The 15,014-nt window shown below is 58.3% G+C and carries 15 protein-coding genes; 11 read left to right on the top strand and 4 right to left on the bottom strand.

The features are described from left to right. Window positions 1-510, top strand: a 510-nt coding sequence (locus tag V7730_RS19140) for a transposase (protein WP_335749183.1), incomplete at its 5' end; no start/stop codon positions are given. 535 nt (window positions 511-1,045) lie between these two features. On the opposite strand, the gene ndk is transcribed toward V7730_RS19140, so the two are convergent. Next, on the bottom strand, window positions 1,046-1,468 hold the full coding sequence (gene ndk, locus V7730_RS19135) for a nucleoside-diphosphate kinase (protein WP_260000881.1): 423 nt from the start codon (window positions 1,466-1,468) through the stop codon (window positions 1,046-1,048). Window positions 1,469-1,572: 104 nt separating this feature from the next. Here ndk and V7730_RS19130 point away from each other — a divergent pair, with 104 nt between their 5' ends. The 4 genes from V7730_RS19130 (at window position 1,573) to V7730_RS19115 (ending at window position 5,100) form a co-directional block, all read left to right on the top strand. Then, window positions 1,573-3,432 (top strand): ABC-F family ATP-binding cassette domain-containing protein, encoded by a 1,860-nt coding sequence (locus tag V7730_RS19130; RefSeq protein WP_335749182.1) that lies wholly within the window; start codon window positions 1,573-1,575, stop codon window positions 3,430-3,432. Continuing rightward, the gene (locus V7730_RS19125) at window positions 3,429-4,067 is read left to right on the top strand and encodes a MarC family protein (protein WP_335749181.1); all 639 of its coding nucleotides are present in this window, start codon (window positions 3,429-3,431) and stop codon (window positions 4,065-4,067) included. Before V7730_RS19130 ends, V7730_RS19125 begins: the two co-directional genes overlap by 4 nt. 44 nt (window positions 4,068-4,111) lie before the next feature. Continuing rightward, the gene (locus tag V7730_RS19120) at window positions 4,112-4,693 is read left to right on the top strand and encodes a retropepsin-like aspartic protease family protein (RefSeq protein ID WP_335749180.1); all 582 of its coding nucleotides are present in this window, start codon (window positions 4,112-4,114) and stop codon (window positions 4,691-4,693) included. Between the two features lie 65 nt (window positions 4,694-4,758). After that, window positions 4,759-5,100: a hypothetical protein gene (locus tag V7730_RS19115; protein ID WP_335749179.1), complete on the top strand. Its 342-nt coding sequence runs from the start codon at window positions 4,759-4,761 to the stop codon at window positions 5,098-5,100. Here the strand turns inward: V7730_RS19115 and V7730_RS19110 are convergent, their stop codons facing one another. The 3 genes from V7730_RS19110 to V7730_RS19100 all read right to left on the bottom strand — a co-directional run bounded on the left by V7730_RS19110 (window position 5,101) and on the right by V7730_RS19100 (window position 7,462). After that, on the bottom strand, window positions 5,101-5,451 hold the full coding sequence (locus V7730_RS19110; protein WP_335749178.1) for a DUF6614 family protein: 351 nt from the start codon (window positions 5,449-5,451) through the stop codon (window positions 5,101-5,103). 71 nt (window positions 5,452-5,522) lie between these two features. Beyond that, window positions 5,523-5,981 (bottom strand): DNA polymerase III subunit chi, encoded by a 459-nt coding sequence (locus V7730_RS19105; protein ID WP_335749177.1) that lies wholly within the window; start codon window positions 5,979-5,981, stop codon window positions 5,523-5,525. Window positions 5,982-5,986: 5 nt separating this feature from the next. Next, window positions 5,987-7,462, bottom strand: coding sequence for a leucyl aminopeptidase (locus tag V7730_RS19100; RefSeq protein WP_335749176.1), 1,476 nt, complete (start codon window positions 7,460-7,462; stop codon window positions 5,987-5,989). 138 nt (window positions 7,463-7,600) lie between these two features. On the opposite strand from V7730_RS19100, the gene lptF reads away from it, so the two are divergent. Genes lptF through rsmA form a run of 6 tightly spaced genes read left to right on the top strand, consistent with a single transcriptional unit; the run spans window position 7,601 to window position 14,961 of the window. Beyond that, window positions 7,601-8,731, top strand: a complete 1,131-nt coding sequence (lptF, locus tag V7730_RS19095) for an LPS export ABC transporter permease LptF (RefSeq protein WP_335749175.1) — start codon at window positions 7,601-7,603, stop codon at window positions 8,729-8,731. Then, complete coding sequence (gene lptG, locus V7730_RS19090) at window positions 8,728-9,825, top strand: LPS export ABC transporter permease LptG (protein WP_335749174.1); 1,098 nt, start codon at window positions 8,728-8,730, stop codon at window positions 9,823-9,825. The genes lptF and lptG overlap by 4 nt, the downstream gene beginning before the upstream one ends. Next, complete coding sequence (locus V7730_RS19085) at window positions 9,826-11,961, top strand: LPS-assembly protein LptD (protein ID WP_335749173.1); 2,136 nt, start codon at window positions 9,826-9,828, stop codon at window positions 11,959-11,961. It abuts the gene before it with no gap. After that, the gene (locus V7730_RS19080) at window positions 11,949-13,166 is read left to right on the top strand and encodes a peptidylprolyl isomerase (RefSeq protein ID WP_335749172.1); all 1,218 of its coding nucleotides are present in this window, start codon (window positions 11,949-11,951) and stop codon (window positions 13,164-13,166) included. Before V7730_RS19085 ends, V7730_RS19080 begins: the two co-directional genes overlap by 13 nt. After that, entirely contained in the window at window positions 13,163-14,122 is a 960-nt protein-coding gene (pdxA, locus tag V7730_RS19075; protein WP_335749171.1) for a 4-hydroxythreonine-4-phosphate dehydrogenase PdxA, read from the top strand. The genes V7730_RS19080 and pdxA overlap by 4 nt, the downstream gene beginning before the upstream one ends. Continuing rightward, window positions 14,119-14,961: a 16S rRNA (adenine(1518)-N(6)/adenine(1519)-N(6))-dimethyltransferase RsmA gene (gene rsmA / locus V7730_RS19070; RefSeq protein WP_335749170.1), complete on the top strand. Its 843-nt coding sequence runs from the start codon at window positions 14,119-14,121 to the stop codon at window positions 14,959-14,961. The genes pdxA and rsmA overlap by 4 nt, the downstream gene beginning before the upstream one ends. Window positions 14,962-15,014: the final 53 nt, after the last annotated feature.

Here is a 15,014-nt window from a genome sequence, read left to right as displayed (position 1 = left end):
GTGGCGCACTTTCTCTCCGGCGATTGGTGCAGTTTTAGTCCGGCGTTGACACTTTGCCAAGCAGCTGCCGATCTGGAACGGGCATTGAAGGCGAAGGCCAAAAGCCATCCGATCACGCGACGTTTAATGACAATCCCCGGCGTTGGCCCAATCGTATCACTCAGCTTCGTCGCCTTGGTCGACGATCCGACCAGGTTCAGTAAGACCTCTGACGTGGGCGCTTTCCTCGGTTTAACACCGAAGCGACACCAATCCGGCGAAATGGATTGGTCTGGCCGCGTATCAAAATGTGGCGATGCCGCCATGCGCGGACTTCTGTTCGAGGCGGCGTCCTGCGTCATCTCACAAGTAAAACGTTTCTCTGCGCTCAAATCTTGGGCCGTTCGGTTGGCCGGGCGACGCGGGTTCCGCAAAGCGGCAGTCGCCACCGCCCACAAAATCGCCGTGCTCATGCTGACGCTTTGGAAAACCGAAACCGATTATCAATGGACACAGGAGGCCACTGCCTGAACTGTATTCTCGCCGGACGGGCGGGAAGCGAAGTCCCGAAGGGACGGAGGTTGATCGATCTCGTAAAAACAGTTGGGACGCGGCTCTTGCCGCGCAACCCGCTAACGACATTGGAGACGATCCACCACCGAAAACCATCGTGAGGCGCATCACGCGACCTCGGAGAGAACCATGACCCCGGACGGACATATCGCAACCCCGCTTGACAAGGCCGCAATCAGAGAACAGTATTTTGAATACTCTTGCCCAACAGCTTCCTTTCCGAAGTTTTGACAAGAGCGCTCACGACGCAGAAACCATATTGGCTTGTTGACGCATTTACGAAGGCCCAATCCGCAAGAAATCTAAAAAAGGCTCATGCGCGGCTTTCACCACCCAGAGATCTTGTCCTAATCGCACGAAAACAGGCCATTATTATAGTGCAAAAACAAAAGGTTGCCGAAAATTATTTCAGCAACCCTCACTGTCAATGTCCTATAAGTGAGAATGCGTCAGCCCGAAGGCGACCCCGATTAATGTCAAAAAGCGGTTGGGCTTAGCCCACCAGCTCCAGACCGGAGAAGAAATACGCGATTTCGATTTCGGCTGTTTCTGGCGCGTCGGAACCATGAACAGAGTTTTCGCCAACAGATTCTGCAAATTCCGCACGGATTGTGCCGGCTTCTGCGTCTGCAGGGTTTGTAGCGCCCATGACTTCGCGGTTTTTCGCGATGGCGTTTTCGCCTTCCAGAACCTGGCAAACGATTGGCGCGGAGGCCATGAATTCGCACAGTTCGTCATAGAAAGGACGCTCTGCGTGCACTTTGTAGAACTCGCCCGCTTGGGCTTTTGTCAGGTGAATACGCTTGGATGCGACAATGCGCAGGCCTGCGTCTTCGAATTTCTTTGCAATCGCGCCTGTCAGGTTGCGGCGTGTTGCGTCTGGTTTGATGATCGAAAATGTGCGCTCAAGAGCCATGGGTCGTCTCCTATAGGGTGTTGAATTGCGCGCTCCCTAGCATGGCCCCTGCCACATGAAAAGCGGCGATTGACGCCGCGCCCTACATCGGTCACACCGCGCGCATGTTACGTATATCAGAGATCAATTATTCCGTCGAAGGTCGCCCCCTCTTTGAAGAGGCCAGCGCCGTCATCCCGGAGGGCCATAAAGTGGGCCTCGTGGGCCGCAATGGTGCGGGCAAGACAACGCTGTTCCGCATCATCCGCGGAGAGCTTGGCCTCGACGCAGGCGAGATCAGCCTACCCAGCCGTGCCAAGATCGGCGGCGTGGCACAGGAGGTGCCCTCCTCTGATGTCTCGCTCATCGACACGGTGCTGGCCGCCGATGTCGAACGCGCAAGCCTGATGATTGAGGCTGAAAGCGCAAAAGACCCCGGCCGCATCGCCGATATTCAGGCCCGTTTGGCCGATATTGATGCATGGTCCGCCGAAGGCCGTGCCGCGAGCATCCTTAAGGGTCTGGGTTTCGACGACGAAGACCAGCAGCAGCCCTGCTCTGCCTTTTCAGGTGGCTGGCGGATGCGTGTGGCCCTTGCCGGTGTCCTATTCGCACAACCTGACCTGCTACTGCTCGATGAGCCGACCAACTATCTCGACCTTGAGGGCGCGCTTTGGCTTGAGAACTACCTCGCCAAATACCCGCACACGGTCATCATCATCAGCCACGACCGTGGCCTGCTGAACCGTGCCGTGGGCGGCATCCTGCACCTTGAGGATAAAAAACTTACCTATTATCAGGGCAACTACGACCAATTCGCAAAAATGCGTGCCGAGAAACGTGCGCAGTTAACCGCACAGGCCAAGAAACAGCAGGCCCACAAAGCGCACATGCAGGCATTTGTGGACCGCTTCAAAGCTAAAGCCTCCAAAGCGAAACAGGCACAGTCGCGGATGAAAGCCATCGAAAAGATGGTCACCATCACGCCGCCGGAAGAAGCCGCGCGCAAGGTCTTTACCTTCCCGCAGCCTGATGAACTGTCCCCGCCAATCATCTCGATCGAAGGCGGCTCAACCGGTTATACAGAAGGCCAGCCCGTGCTGTCGCGCCTGAACCTGCGTATTGACCAGGACGACCGCATCGCCCTGCTGGGTAAAAACGGTCAGGGTAAATCGACGCTGTCGAAACTGCTGTCGAACCGTCTAGTTTTGTTTGAAGGCAAACAGGTCAACTCCAACAAGCTGCGCATCGGCTTTTTTGCGCAGCATCAGGTGGATGAGCTGATCATCGACGAAACGCCACTACAACACATGATCGCAGCGCGTCCCGGTGTGATGCAGTCCAAACTGCGCGCGCAGCTGGCGGGCTTTGGCCTTGGTCCTGATCAAGCGGATACCGCTGTCGGCCGCCTGTCGGGCGGGCAAAAAGCGCGTCTGTCCCTTCTGCTGGCCACGCTGGATGCCCCGCACCTGCTAATCCTCGATGAGCCGACCAACCACCTTGACATCGAAAGCCGCGAAGCACTGGTTGAGGCGCTTACGCGCTATTCTGGCGCGGTCATTCTGGTCAGCCACGACATGCACTTGCTGTCGATGGTGGCAGACCGGCTCTGGCTTGTCTCGGACGGCACGGTGAAGCCTTACGAAGACGATCTGGAAGCCTACCGCAAGATGCTTCTGACCGTAGAGAAGCCGGTCAGCAGAAATGCCAAGCCGAAAGAAGCGCCCAAGCCCAAGCGCGCCAGCCGCGAAGACGTATTGGCGCTGCGGGGCGAAGTCCGCACGTCCGAGGCGCGCGTCGCCAAGATCAACGAGATGCGCGATAAGCTGGCCAAGAAACTTGCCGATCCGGCGCTTTACGAAAAAGACAAAGTCGGCGAGCTTGAGGTCTGGAACAAGAAGTACGCCGAAGTGATGCAAGCGCTGGAACGTGCTGAAGGCATTTGGATGGCCGCCCTCGAGAAGTTGGAGAAAGCCGAAGCATGATGATCGATACCGCCTATATGATCACAGCTTTTGTGACCTTGTTGGTGGTAATCGACCCTGTTGCTATTGCGCCTATTTTTCTCGCGCTGACTCCGAACATGACACCCAAGCAACGCTCCAACATCGCGCTTCGGGCGGTGCTGGTGGCGGGGTTGGTGCTGGCGCTGTTTGCTTTCTTCGGCAAGGCCGTGTTGGATTTCGTCGGAATTTCCATGGCCGCCTTCCGCGTGGCGGGTGGCATTCTGCTGTTTCTCACTGCCATGGACATGCTGTTTGAGCGGCGCACAAAGCGCCGCGAAGACAGCTCGGAAACTGACGAGACTGAACATCACGATCCATCCGTCTTTCCCATCGCCATCCCGCTGGTGGCAGGACCGGGTGCTATCGCCTCTGTGATCCTCCTGGTGGGTGAAAAGCCCGGCGGCGAAGGTCTGGTGGCGATCCTTGGCATCACCGCAGTGATCCTACTGATCATGTATGTCATGCTGCGCCTGTCAAGCAGGCTTGAGAAAGCCATGGGTAAAGTGGTGATCAACGTCATCACCCGTATCCTTGGTATGCTGCTGGCCGCACTCTCGGTGCAGTTTGTCCTGGATGGTCTGGCCGAGTACGGATTTGTCGCAGCGCTTGGATAATCGCGCCCTGCACCTATATTGAACGCAAGCGATAGGAGCTTTTGATGACCTCTGATGATACCGCAAGCCTCATCTATCTTGCCCTGCTTGCCTGTGCCGTGGGTGGCTGGTTCATCGTGCAAAACCGTGGCGGCATGGCAAAGATGCTGCAACAAGGGATGATCTGGGGATTTCTGTTTTTGGGTGTGATCGCGGCCTATGGGCTATGGAACGACGTGCAGCGTCAGACGATGAACAACCAGATGCTCCAGATGGGCAACGGCCAGATATCGGTCCCGCGTCAACTGGACGGGCATTACTACCTCACCCTTGCGATCAACGGCGAAAACATCCGCTTTGTCGTGGATACCGGCGCTACAGATATGGTGCTGACCCGCGAGGATGCCCACCGCGCGGGTCTGGATGTAGACACGCACAATTTCATTGGCACGGCCAATACCGCAAATGGACAGGTCCGCACCGCGCCCGTGCGCCTTAATACGGTGCGTCTGGGCGATATCACCGATACGGATGTCTACGCTTCGGTCAACGGCGGCGAGATGGACGGATCGCTACTCGGGATGGGGTATCTTGAAAAATGGGGCCGGATCGAGATTTCCGGCGGTGAGCTTCGGTTGACGCGCTAAATCCAGTCATTGGGGTATAAGGAATACACAAAATTCTAGAGTGGTTGTTTGGTCCGGTCATGGCTATGGCCATCGTTTTTCAGGCTGACAACGACATCAGCGCGACCAGCCTTTCCTTCGCCGAAGATGCGAACGTCTGCCTGCGCAGCGCCTATGATGAATGCCGGACCTCTAGATGCAAAAGTATCAACGAGGGCCAACTGGCACTGGATGTGGAAACATCATCTGCTAGCCACAGCTTTATCATTTCCAATCAGATCCTAGTGTCAGACGCAAAGGTTGAGAAATCAGTACAAATGCTTCCGCAATGCGTATCGCTAGCCAAGGGATCCGTTGTCCGGTTCCAAAAGTCAGATGAGCGCCGACACACAGTTTGGCTTGGTCTGGCAATTGCTGACGGCAAATAACTAGACCAGCGCCATCCGCTCTGCCCGCTCCGCATCGGGGAACGGACGGTAAAGCGCGACATCAACTTCCCCTACCATCTGGTGCACGGTGGTATGAAGCCGCTCTACCTGTTCGCCGCCATTTGCAGTAAAGCGGAAGGCTTGATCCAGTTGTGTGAGGTTTTCCACCTCGACCTCCAACAGAAAGTCCCGTGCACGTGGCGCGCCAAAGCCCAGCTTACGACGGCACAAGCGCCACGACAAAATCACACCGCCAGATTTGAGATGATCCATCCAGACCTCAACCGCCGCCGCAAAGGCCAGTGCCTTTGAGTCGTCGCGAAGATCAATTGAACAGTGGTAGAGATTCATACACGCCCCCGAAATACTTCTGAGCCATGTTTTGCAGAGGAAAGCTACCAAACCGTTAAGGCGCGAACGTCCTACGCTTCCGCCTTCTTGAGCCAGCGGCCGCCCTCTTCGGCCCAATACTGCGCCTTGACGCCCGCGCCGGTAAGCGCCTTCCATTGGCCGCGTGCGTGGGTCAGTTGCATGTCATCGTAGCCATCAAACAGGATGCAGACCCGCTCCATCGCGGCGACATCTTCCGCGCTGACATCGGCGGCATGCACCGCCATCAAACATTGCGGAGCATTGGCCGGCGCGGCGCCAGTGCCCAGAAGCACTGGCTGCAACGCATCATGTACACCGCCCTCCAGACCGTGGGGCAAAAAACCGTCCTCGGGCCCGAGCCAGAGCGCGGCGTCCAGCGCCTCCAACCCTCCCTGATGGGTGCCGCGCACCGCAACACGCCAGCCCGCAGACAGCGATTTGTCCACCAGCATGCGCAGCGTGTCCACCAGTGTCTTTTCCCGAAGCTGATAGAACATCGCCACGCTCATTAGGTTCACTTCGCCTCGTAATTATCTGCAATAAAACGATTAAGAGAAGCCACACCCCAACCTGTCGCGCCAACGGGCGCAAGTGCTGTCTCTGACTTGACCGAAGCAACACCCGCTATATCAAGGTGGATCCACGGGCAATCTTCTTTCACGAACCGCTGCAAGAACTGCGCCGCTGTGATGCTACCTGCCGCGCGTCCGCCCACGTTCTTCATATCAGCGATCCGGCTTTTCAGCAGATCGTCATAGGCCTGCCCCAGTGGCATCCGCCATGCACCCTCGCCTTCGGCCTCTGCCGCCTTGAGGAAATCGTTGCAAAACGAGGTGTTGTTAGAGAACACGCCCGCGTTCTCATGACCAAGACCAATGATGATCGCACCTGTCAGCGTTGCCAGATCAATCATTGCGGCGGGCTTATACTTCTCCTGCGCGTACCACATCACGTCACACAGCACCAAACGGCCTTCGGCGTCCGTGTTGATGTTCTCAACCGTGTCGCCCTTCATGGTCTTAATCACGTCGCCGGGGCGCGTGGCCTTGCCCGAGGGCATGTTCTCCACGATGCCGACAAGGCCGACAACATTCGCCTTTGCCCCCCGCAGTGCCAGCGTGCGCATCACACCGGCCACCACGGCAGAGCCGCCCATGTCCATGGTCATGTCTTCCATACCGGCGCCGGGTTTAAGGGAAATCCCGCCAGTGTCGAAAACAACGCCCTTACCGACCAGCGCCAATGGCGCATCGCCTTTTTCGCCGCCATCCCAATGCATCGCAACGACATAGGATGGGCTGTCAGACCCCTGACCAACGGACAAAAGCGTTCTCATGCCAAGCTTTACCAGCGCCTTCTCATCCAAAACTTCAACCTTCAATCCAAGGTTTTCCATCGCTTTGAGCCGCTCGGCATAGTTAGTGGTGGTCAACACATTAGCAGGCTCGTTCGTCAAGTCGCGAGTCAGATGCGCGCCGTCAGCCACGGCCATCAAAGGCGCGGCAGCCGCTTCGAGTTCGGTCGGTTTGCTGTGCATGACCTTGAGCGCGCCACTGCGAGTGCTCTCGGCCGATTTGTGATCCTCAAACACATAGTCGCGCATGGCAAAACCGAACACGACCTCTTCGGCGCGGCGTAGCGAGGCACACAGCATCAACGTATCAGCCTTGCCACCGCGTGCTTTCGCGAGTGTCGCCCCTGCTTTGCGCGCGGCCTCCCCCTTTGCGTTACGCTCAAGTCGGACCACGTCCACCGCGTCTGCCTGCATGCCAGCAGGATAGCCAAGGCTCACGGCCTCGCCCTCTTTCATCTTTTCCCAGCGCGTGCTCTCGATAAGCCGCGCAACGGCACCTTTGGTCAGGCGGTTCACGCGACGCGCAGCCAAATCCATCTTGCCTTCTGCGTCTACAAAAATGGCGACGCGCCCCTCATGTGCTGCGATGGCATCAAGGTCGGTTTCGGCATAGGTGATGGCGGTGAGGTTGGTCATGCGATGTCCCTTTGAATTTCTGCTTTGCCCAGACCTAGCGCGCCAGGCAGCGCAAGACCAGATATGAGTTTTATGCCTCACCGGTTTGGGCTAAGATCAGCGAAATCGATGTCAGAGCATGACACAGGAGGGAATCGGGTGGCCAAGTTCGACCGCTATATGCTGTCACAGCTGCTGGTTCTGTTTGGATTTTTCGCGCTGGTTCTGGTTGCGATTTTCTGGATCAACCGCGCTGTGGTACTGTTTGACCGCCTCATCGGAGACGGACAGAACTCACTTGTTTTTCTTGAGTTTACCGCCCTCGGTCTGCCTGGCCTGATCGCCACCGTCTTGCCTATCGCCACCTTTGCTGCCGCTGTCTATGTGACCAACCGCATGTCCACCGACAGCGAGCTGTCCGTGCTTCAGGCAACCGGCAGCGGCCCGTGGCGACTGGCGCGTCCAGTTCTGGTCTTTGGGCTGTGCGTTGCCTTATCCTTGACGGTGCTCAGCAACTTTCTGGTCCCTATGGCACAGGCGCAGCTAAAAGAACGCGAGCAGGAGATCGCCCAGAACGTTACCGCCCGGCTGCTGACAGAGGGTACGTTTCTGCACCCCACACGACATGTGACTTTCTATACTCGTATCATTGATGCCGATGGCGTTTTGCGTGACGTTTTTGTCTCTGATCGCCGCAATCCCGATCAAGGGTTTATCTACACCGCCGCCGAGGCCTATTTGCTGCGCAGCGGCAACGCGACCACCCTGATCATGGTGGATGGTCTGGCCCAACGGTTGGAGCAAGAAGGGCAGCGGCTGGCGACAGCAAAGTTCGCAGACTTCTCTTTTGACATCTCCTCGCTTGTACGCACCGAAAAAGCCGAGACTGCAAACATCAGGAACAACACCACGCCTGCCCTGCTTGCAAACTGGGACAGTATCTTGGCGCAGCCAGACCGCAGCGCCGGAGAGCTGACAGAAGAGCTTCATTCTCGCATTGCAGGTCCGTTTTTTTGCATCATTGCGGCACTTATCGGCTTCAGCACGCTACTGATTGGCGGCTTTTCGCGCTTTGGCGTCTGGCGCGAGATTGTTCTATCTTTCGGCTTGCTCATCTTGTTGGACGGCGCACGCGGCACCCTGTCGTCGCAAGTCAGCGGCAACGCAGCGCTTTGGCCGCTGGTTTACCTGCCGACGTTTGTCGGCGCTCTTATCATTGTTGCGATGCTATGGCATGCCGCAAACCCCGCATGGCGCAGCCGGTTGATCCGGCGAAAGGCGGCCACATGATCCTGCATCTGTACTTCGCACGCCGCTTCGCAATGAGTTTTCTGTTCATTACATTGATCCTGTTCATTCTGGTGGCGCTAATCGGCCTGCTGGAGGAATCCCGACGCAGCTTCGCTGAGAACGTCAGCTTTGGCGATCTGGTCACGCTGACGCTTCTGGACACGCCGCAAAAGATCAACCTGATCCTGCCGCTCAACATGGTGCTTGCCACGGTTGTCCTTTTTTTGAGCATGGCCCGCTCATCCGAGATGGTGGTCACCCGCGCATCCGGGCGCTCTGCGCTGAGTACTTTGAAGTCTCCTCTGGTGGTGGCCTTTCTGATCGGGCTGATGGTGGTCGGCTTGTTCAACCCGATCGTGGCCGCCACCTCAAAGCAGTACGAGCTTCTTTCGGACAGGTACCGCAATGGTAGCGCTTCGGCGCTATCGATCTCGGACGAAGGATTGTGGCTGCGTCAGGGGTCTGATCAGGGACAGACCGTGATCAGGGCATGGCGTTCCAACAATGACGGCTCAGTGCTGTATGACGTTACCTTTGTCTCTTACGCGCCCGAAGGCGGCCCGATCCGCCGGATCGAGGCGCAAAGTGCAGCGCTGGGGCCTGATGGCTGGGAGCTGCGTAATGCCAAATCATGGCCGTTGGAGACTGGCGTAAATGCCGAAGGCAACGCAGAGACCTTCGAAACACTTGACCTGCCTTCGACACTGACCCTCGACAGTATCCGCGACAGCTTTGGCAAGGCCGGAGCAATCTCGATCTATGACCTGCCAGCCTTTATCCGCCAGCTGGAGTATTCCGGCTTTTCCCCCCGCCGCCACAAGGTCTGGCTCCAGTCAGAACTGGCACGTCCGCTGTTCCTGATCGCGATGGTTCTGGTTGCGAGCGCGTTCACCATGCGCCATACCAGATCGGGAGGGACTGGCATTGCTGTCCTCTCTGCAGTTTTGTTGGGGTTCGGTTTGTATTTCATCCGCAGTTTTGCACAAATCCTAGGCGAAAATGGGCAGATACCCGTTCTTTTGGCGGCTTGGGCACCGCCCGTTGCCGCGATCATGCTGGCCATGGGCCTGCTGCTCCACCGCGAGGATGGTTAAGTGCTGCGTCTGCTGATCCTCCTCACTGCGGTACTGCTGCCGCTGCGCGCCATCGCTCAGGATGCGGCCCTGCTGGTTGCTGACCAGCTCTATATCACCCGCGAACGCGAGCTGGTGGCCCAAGGCAATGTCGAAGCATTCCAAAACGGTATCCGCCTGCGCGCGCACGAAATTCGCTATAATCAGGGCACTGGTGCGCTCAGCATCGAGGGTCCGATCACACTGACCGAAGAAGACGGCACCATCATTATGGCCAACGCGGCCGAACTGGACGCGGGGCTGCGCAACGGCATCCTCAAAGGCGCCCGATTGGTGCTGAACCAGCAATTGCAGCTGGCCGCCGTGCAGATCGACCGTGTGGATGGCCGCTATAACCAGCTGTACAAGACCGCTGTGACGTCTTGCCGTGTCTGCGATGACGGACGCCCGCCCCTTTGGCAAATCCGGGCCAAGCGGGTCATTCATGACGAAGTCGAACAGCAGCTTTACTTTGACGAGGCACAGTTTCGCATCGGCAACATGCCCGTCTTCTGGCTGCCCCGCTTGCGCCTGCCTGGCCCCAAGGTAAAGCGCGCCACCGGTTTTCTGCTGCCCTCCATCCGCTCGACGTCTGCCTTGGGCGTAGGGTTGAAGATCCCCTACTTCATCAAGCTGAGTGAAAAGCGCGACCTGACACTGACGCCGTATCTGTCAAGCTCCACCAGCACGCTTGAGCTGCGCTACCGTCAGGCCTACCGCAACGGACGCGTTCAGTTCGACGCCGCAGTGACCCGCGATGATCTGCAACCGGGGGAAACCCGCGGCTACCTTTTCGGGCGCGGCCTGTTTGCGCTGCCCAAAGACTTTGTGCTTAACTTCGCGATCGAGACAGTCAGCGATGACGGATATCTAGATGCATACGGCTACTCAGACGCGGACCGGCTCAAATCCGAACTGACAGTCAGCCGTGCGCGCCGCGATGAATACATCCGCGGTAGCTTTTACAATTTCAAATCCCTGCGCGATGATGAAGACAACGACACCGTGCCTACCCTTGTGCTGGACGGCGAATATGAACGCCGCTTCTTTCCCAACGCCCTTGGCGGTGAAGTCCGCGCGAAGGTGGTTGCGCATAGCCATTACCGGATTTCCGATCTGGCCGTGGACAGCGTCGATGATGATGACATCGTGGATGGCCGCGATGTGGCCCGCCTTAACGTCAAGGTAGACTGGCTGCGCAGCTTTACACTGCCCGGTGGTTTGCGCGCAGATACCCGTTTGGGCGCTGCGATCAACGCCTTCAACATCATGCAGGACGACACCACCCTCACCGACCAGAGCGAGCTGACGCCCGATGCCGCAATCACGCTGCGCTATCCGCTGGCGAAAACCAATGCGGCCGGTATCAGCCACGTTCTGGAGCCTGTCGTGCAGCTCAGCTGGACCGGAGGCAGCCGTCTGGATGTCCCGAATGAAGAGAGCACGCTGGTGGAGTTCGATCAGGGCAACCTTTTGAGCATGTCCCGCTTTCCTCGTGCCGACCGGCGCGAGCGTGGCGCTATGGCGGCGATCGGCCTTGGTTGGTCACGCTTCAATCCCGAAGGCTGGGACGCACAGTTGAGCGTGGGACAGGTGTTCCGCGAAGACAACGACACCTCGTTTTCCACGACTTCCGGCCTCAACGGGTTGTCCTCTGATATCCTTCTTGCCGGTCAGATCAGCTCTGGCACAGGCATCTATCTGACCAGCCGGAGCCTGTTCGAGAACAATCTCTCCCTGTCAAAGGCAGAGCTGCGCGGCGACTACGCTTTCAAGCGTGGCACCGTCGGCGGCTCATACGTCTGGTTGCAAGAAGACGCTGACGAAAACCGCGACACCGAGGTCTCCGAGTTCACGGTAGACGGCAGCTATAAGATCAGCCCGTTCTGGACCGCTTCGGCCAACTGGCGCTATGATGTCGCCTCTGACCGTGCCGCCACGGCGGGACTTGGCTTGCGCTACGAAAACGAGTGTGTGACCCTCGAACTTCAGATCGAACGCAGCTATAACTCCTCAACAAGCGTTGAACCCTCAACCGATTTTGGATTTAATATCGGTCTGCGGGGTTTTTCCGCCAATACCGGAACAGAAAGATACGTCCGCTCATGTTCAAACTAAAGCCCGCCCTTGCCGCTTTTGGCCTGATTGCAGCCCTTGCAGCCCCTGTTGCAGCGCAAAATATGTTTGCCTCGGTGGCCACTGTCAATGACAGCGTGGTAACGGAATTCGAAGTGCAGCAACGCGTGCAGTTCTTGCAAATCCTCAACGCCCGCGGCGCAACCCGCAAGGCCGCAATACAAAGCCTCATTGATGAGCGTCTGCGCGGCGAAGCCATTCGCGAAGCGGGCCTAACGCTTACCGATGAAGGCATGAACGAAGCGCTTGAGGAATTCGCCAGCCGCGCCAATCTGAGCCGTGCCGAGTTCACCACAGCCCTTGGTCGCGCAGGGGTCGAGCCCGAGACCTACCGCGACTTTGTCCTGAGTGGTGTCGCATGGCGTGATCTGATCCGCGCGCGATATGGTTCTCGGGTCAGCGTTTCGGAAGCCGAGATCGACCGCGCGCTTGCGTCTCAACGGTCGGGCGGGTCCAACATCCGCGTGCTGGTATCAGAGATCATCATCCCAGCGCCACCACCACAGGCTGCCCGCGTCGCGACCATCGCAGAAGAAATTGCACAAACCAACTCCGCCACCGAGTTTTCGAATTACGCACGCCAGTATTCCGCCACAGCCAGCCGTGGGGCTGGTGGCCGCTTGCCGTGGCAGGACCTCAGCAACCTGCCGCCCGTTTTGCAGCCACTTATTCTGGCGCTGGCACCGGGTGAAGTGACCCAACCGCTGAATATTCCGAACGCTGTGGCCTTGTTCCAGCTGCGTGATATCGAAGAAACCAGCGCGCCGGTCAAAAATTATTCCGCCATCGAATACGCCGCCTACTACATGGTCGGCGGCCGCTCAGAGCAGACATTGCAGCAGGCCACAAACCTCAAGGCGCAGGTAGATGTTTGTGATGATCTCTATGCTTTTGCCAAGGGCCAGCCAGAAAGCGTGCTGGAGCGCGAAACCCGCGTCCCCGCCGAAGTGCCAAAGGATTTCGCCATCGAGCTGAGCAAGCTTGACCCAGGTGAAGTGTCCACCACGCTGACACGGTCTGACGGCCAGGCACTGGTATTCTTGATGCTGTGCGGACGCACTGCCGAGCAGAATGCCGAAGTCAGCCGCGAAGACGTGGGCGCCTCGATCCGCCAGCGCCGCCTGTCCAGCTTTGCCGACAGCCTGCTGGCAGAACTGCGCTCCGAAGCCCGCATCAGCGTGAAATGAAACCTGTTGTACTGACCTGTGGCGAACCTGCAGGCATCGGACCCGAAATTGCAGCGCGGGCATGGGCAACCCTTGCCGCGCAGATTCCAATGATGTGGCTGGGCGATCCCCGCCACCTGCCCGATGGCACTCCACATGAGATCATCAGCACGCCGTCAGAAGCCGCACAAGTCAGCGCACACGCCTTGCCCGTGCTCCCTCATGCCTTTGCCGCGCCCAGCACAGCAGGCATCCCTGATCCCACAAACGCGATTGGCGTGATCGACGTGATTGCCCGTGCCGTTGATCTGGTTCAATCGGGCGAGGCCAGCGCAGTCTGCACCGCGCCGATCCACAAAAAAGCCCTCAAGGATGGCGCGGATTTCGCTTATCCCGGTCACACAGAATACCTCGCGGCTTTGGCGGGTGGCTGTGATGTGGTGATGATGCTTGCTTCTGAACAGTTGCGCGTTGTCCCGGCCACGATCCATATCGCGCTTGCGGACGTACCAAAGGCGCTCACGCCTGCCCTGCTGCGCCGCACAATCGAGATCACGCATGACGGTCTTATCCGCCAGTTTGGCATCACTGAGCCGCGCATCGCACTCAGCGGTCTCAACCCCCACGCTGGCGAAGGTGGGGCCATGGGTCGCGAAGAACTCGACTGGATTGCGCCGCTAATCGCGCAAATGAACACCGAAGGCTACACGCTGCAAGGGCCGCTGCCTGCGGACACGATGTTCCATGCAGCCGCACGTGAACGTTACGACGCGGCGATTGCCATGTACCACGATCAGGCGCTGATCCCGATCAAGACGCTCGATTTTGATCGCGGCGTAAACGTAACGCTGGGCTTACCGTTTATCCGCACGTCCCCCGACCATGGCACCGCCTTTGACATCGCAGGCAAAGGCATCGCCAACCCTTCAAGCATGATAGAGGCGATCCGCATGGCGCACCGTATGGCGACAGCATGAGCGCGATTGATCAACTTCCCCCGCTGCGGCAGGTCATCACCGATCACGGGCTTCAGGCCCGTAAATCGCTAGGCCAGAACTTTCTGCTGGATCTGAACCTCACCGCAAAGATCGCCCGTCAGGCGGGTGATCTGACCCAATGTGACGTGCTTGAGATCGGCCCTGGCCCCGGCGGGTTGACCCGTGGGCTGCTGTCCGAAGGTGCGCGCCGTGTGCTGGCCATCGAAAAAGACAGCCGTTGCATCCCTGCCCTGAACGAAATTGCCGCCGCCTATGACGGGCGCTTGCAAATCATCGAAGGCGACGCGCTAGAGGTCAATCCGCTGACCTACCTAACGCCCCCTATCCGCGTGGCGGCCAACCTACCCTATAACATCGGCACCGAGCTTTTGGTGCGCTGGCTTACACCGCCGGAATGGCCGCCGTTCTGGCAAAGCCTCACTCTGATGTTCCAGCGCGAAGTAGCAGAGCGGATCGTGGCCACCCCCGGCTCCAAGGCCTACGGGCGTTTGGCCTTGTTGGCCCAGTGGCGTTCCGAGGCAAAGATCGTGCTACACCTGCCGCCAGAGGCCTTCACCCCGCCACCCAAAGTCTCAAGCGCCGTGGTCCACCTGACTGCACTGCCTGAACCACGCTTCCCCGCTGATGCCGCAATCCTGTCGCGCACTGTGGCTGCTGCCTTTAACCAGCGCCGCAAGATGCTGCGCTCAGCACTCAAAGGCACCGCGCCCGATATCGAGGACCGCCTGATCGCCGCTGGTATCAAACCCACCGACCGCGCCGAGCAGATTTCACTAGAAGGATTCTGTGCCCTCGCCTGCGAGATCGCCAAACCCTGACACCTGAAGTGGTCCGGCAAAATTGGACAGCGTGCTAAGATGTATCCAACCCG

Source organism: Sulfitobacter sp. (genome assembly GCF_036961165.1).
Classification (GTDB): Bacteria; Pseudomonadota; Alphaproteobacteria; order Rhodobacterales; family Rhodobacteraceae; genus Sulfitobacter.
This window is presented reverse-complemented; position numbering and strand designations above follow the sequence as displayed.

Coding starts and splice junctions, on each gene's coding strand:
- pdxA (WP_335749171.1), top strand. CDS start 13,163: ATGAAACCTGTTGTACTGACCTGTGGCGAACCTGCAGGCATCGGACCC.
- V7730_RS19130 (WP_335749182.1), top strand. CDS start 1,573: ATGTTACGTATATCAGAGATCAATTATTCCGTCGAAGGTCGCCCCCTC.
- V7730_RS19115 (WP_335749179.1), top strand. CDS start 4,759: ATGGCCATCGTTTTTCAGGCTGACAACGACATCAGCGCGACCAGCCTT.
- rsmA (WP_335749170.1), top strand. CDS start 14,119: ATGAGCGCGATTGATCAACTTCCCCCGCTGCGGCAGGTCATCACCGAT.
- ndk (WP_260000881.1), bottom strand. CDS start 1,468: ATGGCTCTTGAGCGCACATTTTCGATCATCAAACCAGACGCAACACGC.
- V7730_RS19080 (WP_335749172.1), top strand. CDS start 11,949: ATGTTCAAACTAAAGCCCGCCCTTGCCGCTTTTGGCCTGATTGCAGCC.
- lptG (WP_335749174.1), top strand. CDS start 8,728: ATGATCCTGCATCTGTACTTCGCACGCCGCTTCGCAATGAGTTTTCTG.
- V7730_RS19120 (WP_335749180.1), top strand. CDS start 4,112: ATGACCTCTGATGATACCGCAAGCCTCATCTATCTTGCCCTGCTTGCC.
- V7730_RS19105 (WP_335749177.1), bottom strand. CDS start 5,981: ATGAGCGTGGCGATGTTCTATCAGCTTCGGGAAAAGACACTGGTGGAC.
- V7730_RS19100 (WP_335749176.1), bottom strand. CDS start 7,462: ATGACCAACCTCACCGCCATCACCTATGCCGAAACCGACCTTGATGCC.
- V7730_RS19125 (WP_335749181.1), top strand. CDS start 3,429: ATGATGATCGATACCGCCTATATGATCACAGCTTTTGTGACCTTGTTG.
- V7730_RS19110 (WP_335749178.1), bottom strand. CDS start 5,451: ATGAATCTCTACCACTGTTCAATTGATCTTCGCGACGACTCAAAGGCA.